The organism is Streptomyces sp. NPDC005774 (assembly GCF_042871645.1).
GTDB lineage: Bacteria > Actinomycetota > Actinomycetes > Streptomycetales > Streptomycetaceae > Streptomyces > Streptomyces pratens.
The window spans coordinates 229,582-238,652 of record NZ_JBIAIV010000007.1 but is presented as its reverse complement, the minus strand read 5'-3'; the positions used below and the strand labels follow the sequence as shown (position 1 = coordinate 238,652).

The following is a 9,071-nucleotide window of genomic DNA, read 5'->3' as shown; positions in this document are numbered from 1 at the left end:
CACGAGCAGGGGCATCGGGTCGCCGGCGGTGACCAGCTCCCGCAGCGGATACCGGGCCAGCACCGCGTCCACCTCCGGCACCAACGCCCCCGCCAACCGGGACGACGCCGGACGCCGTGCGTCGCGCAGCGCGTCCACGGCGGTGAGGAGGGCGGCCCGCCGGGCCGGGTCCGGAACGTGGGCCGCCGCCCGTTCGTGGAGCCGGGCACCTTCCTCCAGGACCAGCTCCGTGTCCATGTCTGCCGGAATCTTGATCCGCGCGTGGCGCCGCCAGGTGGTGACCGGATCGCCCCACGCCTCCACGGTGTACGTCCAGTGCCCCGTCCCCCCTGGGGTGACGGTGGCCCCCCAGCGGTCGGTGCCGGGTGCCAGTTCCCGCATCGGCGTGAACGGCCCCCGCCGGCCCTCGGGATCGGTCAGGACGACGTTGGCGGCCACCGCGTCGTGCCCCTCACGGAACACGGTCGCCGTCACCTCGAACGTCTCCCCGACGACCGCCTTCGCCGGCCGGCGCCCCTCGCGGACCACCGGCCGGACGTCGAGGACGGGGATACGGCCCACGGAGGTGGCGCTTACGGGGGTGGTGGAGGCGGCGCTTGCGGAGGCGGTGCTTACGGGGGTGGCGCTCACGGAGCTCGCTCCCGCGGCGGGCGACGGGGCGGGCGCCGGCGCCGGATGTCCGCCCTTGCCGCCCGGCCGGACGGGAGACGCTGTGGAACCGCGTTTCGCGGACGGGCGCGGGCCGGGCTTCGGAGGCGGCCCGGAACCGGCCCGCGCCGGTGCGGTGAAACCGGGCGCCGGCGGTGTCTCCTCGGTGTCGGGCGTCGGAGGGGATGACGAAGGGTGCTTGGCGGGCATGACCGCTCCTGTCCGCGTCAACGTAGGTGGGCGGATGACTGTGGGGAGGTGGGTCCTGCTGTGTCCTGCGGGGGCCTGCGTGATGCTCCGTGATGCTCCGTCGTGTTCCGTGGTGCACGGCGGTGTTCCTGAGGGGTGTACCGAAGGAGCCTTCCCACCATATTCGGGTGAGCAATCCGACACTTTGTTAACTACTCACGCGTATGTCGACACACAAGACCGGCCTCGCCCGTGCAGGGCGGAGCCGGTCCTTGACGGGCCGCTCCCATGCAGCCGTCAGCAAGCCCTAGGCGCCTCTCGTTCGGATCGGGCCGGATCCGAACGAGAGGCGCCTAGGGTGCCGGCGCCCGCAGCAGCCGGTTCGGCGAGCCGAGCCCGCGGCTGCTCACCTTCCCGGTCGTCGCCCCCTTGACCAGGGCGTTCGCCACCTGGGCCGGGGTCGCCCGCCGGTGTCCGGCGAGGTACAGCGCCGCCGCGCCCGCCGCGTGAGGGGACGCCATCGACGTACCCGAGGCGGCGACTTGACCGGTGTCGCTCGTGGCGGACGCCGAGGTGATGGCGACCCCGGGGGCGAACAGGTCGACGGCCGAGCCGTGGTTGGAAAAGGCCGGTTTCTTGTCCTGCCGGTCGGTCGCGCCCACCGTGATCGCCTGTCTGATCCCCGCGGGTGAGTACAGCGCGGCCGCGTTCGCCTCGTTGCCCGCCGCGACCGTGTAGCTGACACCGGACGCGATGGAGGCGCGGACGGCGGCGTTCAGTTGAGCGTTGTGGAAGCCGCCGAGACTGAGGTTGGCGACCGCGGGCCTCTTCGCGTTCCGGGTCACCCAGTCGATGCCCGCGATCACCTGGGCCGTGGTGCCCGAACCCGCGTTGTCCAGCACGCGCACGGAGACGATCCGGGCCCGCTTCGCGACGCCGTACGTCTTCCCCGCGACGATGCCGGCCACATGGGTGCCGTGGCCGTTGCCGTCCTGGGCGGTCCGGTCGTTCTGGACGAAGTCCCAGCCGTGCCGGGCCCGGCCGCCGAAGTCCCGGTGCGAGATCCGTACGCCGGTGTCGATGATGTAGACCGTCACCCCGGCACCCGCCGTGTCCGGCGAGGCGTACCGCTTGTTCAGCGGCAGGTTCCGCTGGTCGACCCGGTCGAGTCCCCAGGACGGCGGGTTCTTCTGTGTGCCGACCCCGGTCACCCGGGTGTCCTGGGTGACCGAGGAGACCCGGGGGTCGGCCGCGAGCCGCGCCGCCTGTCTCGCATTCGCCCGGACGGCGTAGCCGTTCAGCACCGTGCCGTAGGTATGGCTGATTCTCGCCCCGTGGCGTGCGGCGAGCTCTCTGCCCGCCGCCGAGCGGGCCGCGGTCCCCTCCTTCAGTGCCACCAGGTAGCTGCCTGCCACGGAGCCGGGTGCTCCGGCGCCGGATATCCGCCCCATGGGCGCGGCGTGCGCGGGCAGGGTCGCGGCCGAAACCGTCGCGGCGCACAGGATCGCCGTCACGGTCGCCGTCATGCCCCCCGCCCGGCGCAGACGCCGCGTTCGCGTCCGTGCCATGGTCCGAGTTCCCCTCCTCGACTCGGCGTACGGTGCCGCGGGCCGGGGTGCACCCGGCGCGGGCCGGCACGCCACCGTGGCAGCGTCTCGTGCGGAACGAAGCCCCACAAGGACGCCTACGGGCAGGGAATCGGCCATATCCGCCTTGCGGTGAATCGTTTGGTCCGAGGCGCGCCGGTACCGGGTTGTCCGGCTTCCGCCGTGGATGCCGTTTCCGCCGGTAGTGTCGTGCGGGACGACCGGACGCACACTGCCGTCCCTCCGCACCGCGACTCGCGCCGAGGTGGAATTTGAAGGCGATCCGTCGATTCACCGTCCGACCCGTTCTCCCCGACCCCCTCCGGCCCCTCAGCGACCTGGCCCGCAATCTGCGCTGGTCCTGGCACGCGCCGACCGGCGACCTCTTCCAGTCCGTCGACCCCGAATGCTGGGCCGCCTGCGGTCGCGACCCCGTACGGCTGCTGGGCAGCGTGGGGCCCGAGCGGCTCGCCGAGCTGGCCGGCGACCGCGCGTTCCTGGACCGCCTCGACGCGGCCGCGGACGACCTGCACACGTACATGACCGGCGACCGCTGGTACCAGACCCAGTCCGGCACCCGGCCGCAGAGCGACCAACTGCCCGCCGCCATCGCCTACTTCTCCCCGGAGTTCGGCATCACGGCCGCCCTGCCGCAGTACTCCGGCGGGCTCGGCATCCTCGCCGGCGACCATCTCAAGGCCGCCAGCGACCTCGGTGTCCCGCTGATCGGCGTCGGCCTGCTCTACCGGCACGGTTACTTCCGCCAGAGCCTGTCCAGGGACGGCTGGCAGCAGGAGCACTACCCCGTCCTCGACCCCAACGAGCTGCCCCTCGTCCAGCTCAAGGAGCCGGACGGCACGCCTGCCCTGGTGAGCCTCGCGCTGCCCGGCGGCCGGTCGCTGCGCGCCCGGATCTGGCTGGCCCAGGTGGGCAGGGTCCCCCTGCTCCTGCTGGACTCCGACGTCGAGGAGAACGACCTCGGCGAACGCGGCGTCACCGACCGGCTCTACGGAGGCGGCAGCGAGCACCGGCTCCTCCAGGAGATGCTGCTCGGCATAGGAGGTGTGCGGGCGGTGCGCGCGTACTGCCGGCTCACCGGACACGCACCGCCCGAGGTGTTCCACACCAACGAGGGCCACGCCGGGTTCCTCGGTCTGGAGCGCATCGCCGAACTGGGCTCCGAAGGGCTGGAGTTCGACGCCGCCCTGGAGGCCGTCCGGGCCGGGACCGTGTTCACCACGCACACCCCCGTACCGGCCGGCATCGACCGCTTCGACCGTGACCTGGTCGCCCGCCACTTCGGCCCCGACGCCGAACTGCCGGGCATCGACGTCGACCGCGTCATCGGACTGGGCCGGGAGACGTACCCCGGCGGCGAACCCGGCCTCTTCAACATGGCCGTGATGGGCCTGCGCCTCGCCCAGCGCGCCAACGGCGTGTCCCTGCTGCACGGCAGCGTCAGCCGCGAGATGTTCGCCGGGCTCTGGCCCGGATTCGACCCCGAGGAGGTGCCCATCACCTCCGTGACCAACGGGGTGCACGCGCCCACCTGGGTCGCCCCCGAGGTGCTCCGGCTCGGCGCCCGGCAGATCGGTGCCGAGCGCGCCGAGGAGGCACTGACCGTCGGCGGCTCGGACCGCTGGGACTCGGTCGCGGACATCCCGGACGAGGACATCTGGGAGCTGCGCCGGTCCCTGCGCACCCTGCTGGTGATGGAGGTGCGGGAGCGGCTGCGCGCCTCCTGGCGGCAGCGCGGCGCCGGGACGGCGGAGCTGGGCTGGATCGACCGGGTGCTCGACCCGGACGTGCTGACCATCGGGTTCGCCCGGCGGGTCCCCTCGTACAAGCGGCTGACGCTGATGCTGCAGGACCGGGACCGGCTGACGAACCTGCTGCTGCACCCCGAGCGGCCGGTACAGATCGTGATCGCGGGCAAGGCGCACCCGGCGGACGAGAGCGGCAAGCGGCTCATCCAGGAGCTGGTCCGGTTCGCCGACGACCCCCGTGTGCGGCACCGCATCGTGTTCCTGCCCGACTACGGCATGGCGATGGCGCAGAAGCTCTACCCCGGCTGCGACATCTGGCTGAACAACCCGCTGCGGCCGCTGGAGGCGTGCGGCACCAGCGGCATGAAGGCCGCTCTCAACGGCTGCCTCAACCTCTCGGTGCTGGACGGCTGGTGGGACGAGTGGTTCCAGCCCGATTTCGGCTGGGCCGTCCCCACCGCGGACGGGGCGGGCACCGACCCCGACCGGCGCGACGCCATAGAGGCCGCCGCGCTGTACGACCTGCTGGAGCAGCGGATCACCCCGCGCTTCTACGAGCGGGGTGAGAGCGGGCTGCCGGACCGGTGGCTGGAGATGGTCCGGCACACCCTGAGCCTGCTCGGGCCGAAGGTGCTGGCCGGCCGTATGGTCCGCGAGTACGTCGAGCGCCTGTACGAGCCCGCCGCCGGCGGCCACCGCGCGATGGACCCGGACGCCGCGCGGGGCCTCGCCCGGTGGAAGACGCGGGTGCGCGCCGCCTGGCACGGTGTGACCGTCGACCACGTCGAGACGTCGGAGGCGATGGGCACGGCGGAACTCGGCACCACCCTCGGGCTGCGGGTGCGCGTCGGCCTCGGCGACCTGGGCCCGGACGACGTCGAGGTCCAGGCGGTCTCCGGGCGGGTGGACGAGGAGGACCGCATCACCGGCGCGACCCCCGTGCCGCTGAAGCCGGTGGGCGCCGCCGACCTGGAGGGCCGCTGGGTGTACGAGGGCCCGCTCTCCCTGGACCGCACCGGGCCGTTCGGCTACACGGTCCGTATCCTGCCCAGCCACCGGCTGCTGGCGCAGGGCACGGAACTGGGCCTGGTCGCGGTCCCCTCGGAGGACGTCCTGGGGGCCGCGGGGTTACTGATGCGGTGAGGCGGCGGTAGCGGGCGGACGGTGCCAGGGCCTGTCCGGCGGATCACGTCGGAGGATGCCGACGGCACCTTGTCAGCGCAGGTGAGCGGGGCTGGTGCGTCCGGCCGCAAGGCGGAGGAAGACGTGCCGGACCCCGCGCCTTTGGCGTGATTCGCCGGACAGGCCCTGGTAGGGCGGATGCTGCGGAGGGCCTCAGAACTCCTTGAGGCCCTCCGTCGCGAGGCGGCGCAGGACCGTGCCGCAGCGGCGGGCGTAGGCATGCTGCAGCCCGCGTGCGGCCGGGCCGGCCGCACGGGAGTACCACCTGGCCGGCCTGCTGAACGCCGAGACGGTCAGCCACACCGTCCCGTCACCGGTGCGGTCCACGACGAAGGACTCCTCGCCGCACTCCGGATGACCGGGCAGCGTGCCGTAGGCCCAGCCGGCTCTGCGGTACTCCTCCACCGTCCAGACCACCCGGCAGGGCGCCCGGACCACTCCGGCGAGCGTGACGGTGACGTCGACACCGGGCGCCGCGCGGTCGGCGGAGGGGTCGAACCCGACCCCCAGGGCCCGGTGCAGCTCCCAGGTGAGGACCGCCTCCGAGCCCTGGCGGAAGACCGCCTCACCCTCGCCGAGGCGGGTGCGGACGCGCAGGGGATGGAATCCGGGAGGGCAGAAACCCGGCTCGCGGGTCGCGCCGACATGGTCGTAGGTGAAGTCCGCCGAAGACATGGAACCCAAGGGTAGGGCGGCCACCGGGGCCGCCCATACGGCGGGGCGCCGTCCCGGAGGCCGGACCTCCGGGACGGCGCCCCGTCTTCACGCGGTGCTCACGGGCCGGGCGTCGCGGCCCGCGCATGACGGCCGCGCTTCACGGCCCGTGCGGGACGCCTGCCCGTCACGGCTACGGGAAGGTGAGCCCCCAGCCGTTGATGTAGCCGGTGTCCCGTGAGGCCTGGTCCTGCACCCGCAGCTGCCAGGTGCCGTTGGCGGTCTCGGAGGAGGCGTTGACCGTATAGGTCTCGTTGACGTTGTCCGCCGAGCCGCCGGTGCGGTTCCTCAGGCGGTACGCCGTGCCGTCCGGGGCCAGCAGGTCGATGACCAGGTCACCGCTCCAGGTGTGCACGATGTCCACCGAGACCTGGAGGTTGGAGGGCGCGTTGCCCGTCCGGCCGGAGACGGTGATCGACGACGTCACCGCGGCGCCCGCGTCCGGGATCGCCACGTCGGCGGTGTTCTCGAAGGACGTACCGCCACCGCCGCCGCCGGAGCGTGCGCCGACGTTGATGCCGGCCCAGGCGTCCTGCACCGCCTTGTACTCGGGGCTGTCCGTGCCGTACAGCTCGCCGGTGGCCGCGAGGGTGCCGGTGCGGGCGCCCGCGTAGTTGGTGGTCGAGGTGAACTTGGTGGTCAGCGCGCGGAACCAGATCTTCTCCGCCTTGGCGCGGCCGATGCCGGTGACCGGCAGGCCGTCCGAGGTGGGCGAGTTGTAGCTGACGCCGTTGATGGTCTTGGTGCCGCTGCCCTCGCTCAGCAGGTAGAAGAAGTGGTTCGCGGGGCCCGAGGAGTAGTGCACGTCGATCGAGCCGATCCCGGAGTACCAGGCGTCCTTGGACGCGCCGTCCTTGCTCGGCTTGTCCATGTAGCGCAACGGGGTCCCGTTGCCGTTGATGTTTATCTCCTCGCCGATGAGGTAGTCACCGACGTCGGAGGAGTTGTTCGCGTAGAACTCGACCGTCGCGCCGAAGATGTCGCTGGTGGCCTCGTTGAGGCCGCCGGACTCGCCGCTGTAGACGAGGCCCGCGGTGTTCGAGGTGAGACCGTGGGTCATCTCGTGCGCGGCGACGTCGATCGAGGTCAGCGGGTTGGCGTTGCCCGAGCCGTCGCCGTAGGTCATGCAGAAGCAGCTGTCCGACCAGAAGGCGTTGACGTAGTTGTTGCCGTAGTGGACCCGGGAGTAGGCGCCCACGCCGTTGCCGCGGATGCCGCTGCGGCCGTGCACGTTCTTGTAGTAGTCCCAGGTCAGCGCGGCCCCGTAGTGGGCGTCGGCGGCGGCCGACTCCAGGTTGGACGGGCTGCCGTTGCCCCAGACGTCGTCGGAGCCGGAGAACAGGGTGCCGGTGCCGGAGGTGCCGCGGTTCAGGTTGTACGTCTTGTGCCCGCCGCGCGCGCCGTCGGTGAGGTTGTACGTCGACCCGGACTGGGTGGAGGTCAGGTCGACGGTGCCGCTGTAGACGGTGTGGCCGGTCGCGTTCTGGACGGCCTGCCACTCGTACAGCTTCTCGCCCGTGGTGGCGTCGGTGACGACGTGCAGTTCCTGGGGGGTGCCGTCGTGCTGGAGTCCGCCGACGACCGTCTCGTACGCCACCGTGGGGGTGCCGCTCGCCGCCCAGATCACCTTGCGCGGGGCGATGTCCACGTCGGGGCTCTGGGCGTCCTCGGCCTTCGCGGCGGACAGGGCCTGCTGCTCGGCCTTGGCGGTGGACACCTTGGCGGTGGTCGTGGCGGGCTTCACCGCGGCCCGGGTGGCCTTGACGACCGACTCGGTCTCGCCGGGCTTCCCGCCCTGCACGACGAGGTCGCCGCCGAGGACGGGCAGGCCGTCGTAGGTGCGCTCGTAGCGGACGTGGACGGTGCCGTCACGGTCCTTGAGGACGTCACGGACGACGAGTTTCTCCTTGGCGCCCAGGCCGAGGTCCTCGGCGGTGTCCGCCTTGGTGGCGTTCGCCTCGCGGATCAGCTCGGCGCGCTGGGCGGGGGTGAGCCGGACCGACTCCGCGGCGGGCTTCGCCTGTGCGGCGGCCGGCGCGGAGTCCGGGGCCGCGGTGGCGCTGCCGGCCTGCACGGCCGTGGCGACCAGGGCGGCGACCCCGGCCAGGGCGACCGCGGCGGTGCGGCGGCGCATGGCGCGGGGGGTGGCGTGGGGGGTGTGTCTGTGGGAGAAGCTGCTTCTCAACACTGACTCCTTCTGCACGGCCGCGGGTTGTGCGGCCAGGGGAGACCGGCCGGCTGGTGAGCCGGCCGGGCAGAACAGGGCGGTACGCGGTACCACGTGCTGTTGTGCTGGAGCGATGGCCGGGGCACGACGGTTCGGTGGCGCTGTGGGGTTGCCGCGCGAGGGCCGTGGGAAGAGTGGCAGGTGACTGCGGTTTCTGTCAGGAGCGCGTCAGAAATTTGGCCGGAAACCGTTCGTTGTGCGGGAGTCCGGGTTCGGTATACGAACGGGTTGGTGTGCGGGGCGTGGGGCGCGCGGGGTGGGCCGGGGGCGCGGCGCAGGCATCAACCGCCGGCGGACAGGAGGCGCGTGACATCGACGGATCCCTCTTCGGTCCGCGGCTCGGGGACGAGGGCCAAAGGACCGCCGGCGCGACGAACGTGGCGAGGACCGCGAGCGCGCCGGCACGGCCGGCGGCCCAGCGGGCCCGGAACCGGACCGGATCCTCCACCAGGACCTTGGTGAGCCAGGCCGCCATGACGGACATGGCGAGAACGACGGCCGTACGGGGCGGGCCCGCCAGGCCGAGACGGCCCTCGTCGAGCAGCAGGTGGACCGGCCAGTGCCACAGGCGGAGGCTGCACGAAAGACGTCCGAGCCGGTGCGGCACGGGGTGGCCGGCCCCCGGCCCGGCGGGCTGTGCGGTGCGTGCGCGGGGCAGCCGATGGGCAGGGCGGCGGCCAGGGCGTGGAGGAACAGCCCGCCGCGGAACAGGGACGGGGTGTCCTGCCCGTCGGCCGGGGCCCAGTACGCGCCGATCCC

The 9,071-nt window shown here is 72.8% G+C and carries 5 protein-coding genes; 1 reads left to right on the top strand and 4 read right to left on the bottom strand.

The genetic code is table 11. From position 1 onward, the window contains the following. Together ACFYQA_RS09835 and ACFYQA_RS09830 are read right to left on the bottom strand one after the other, a co-directional pair. Positions 1 to 858: maltotransferase domain-containing protein (locus ACFYQA_RS09835; protein WP_388914070.1), on the bottom strand; the 858-nt coding region annotated here is incomplete at its 3' end. Positions 859 to 1,190: 332 nt separating this feature from the next. Beyond that, a complete protein-coding gene (locus tag ACFYQA_RS09830) occupies positions 1,191 to 2,405 on the bottom strand; it encodes a S8 family peptidase (RefSeq protein ID WP_388914067.1) in 1,215 nt (404 codons plus the stop codon). Between the two features lie 290 nt (positions 2,406 to 2,695). On the opposite strand from ACFYQA_RS09830, the gene ACFYQA_RS09825 reads away from it, so the two are divergent. Continuing rightward, a complete protein-coding gene (locus tag ACFYQA_RS09825; RefSeq protein WP_388914064.1) occupies positions 2,696 to 5,332 on the top strand; it encodes a glycosyltransferase family 1 protein in 2,637 nt (878 codons plus the stop codon). 192 nt (positions 5,333 to 5,524) lie between these two features. Here ACFYQA_RS09825 and ACFYQA_RS09820 read toward each other — a convergent pair whose 3' ends face one another. Together ACFYQA_RS09820 and ACFYQA_RS09815 are read right to left on the bottom strand one after the other, a co-directional pair. Then, positions 5,525 to 6,046 carry a DUF1990 domain-containing protein gene (locus ACFYQA_RS09820; protein WP_388914061.1) on the bottom strand — a complete coding sequence of 174 codons (522 nt, stop codon included), beginning with the start codon at positions 6,044 to 6,046 and terminating at the stop codon, positions 5,525 to 5,527. Between the two features lie 172 nt (positions 6,047 to 6,218). Further along, positions 6,219 to 8,270: a M4 family metallopeptidase gene (locus tag ACFYQA_RS09815; RefSeq protein WP_388914058.1), complete on the bottom strand. Its 2,052-nt coding sequence runs from the start codon at positions 8,268 to 8,270 to the stop codon at positions 6,219 to 6,221. Positions 8,271 to 9,071 lie beyond the last annotated feature (801 nt).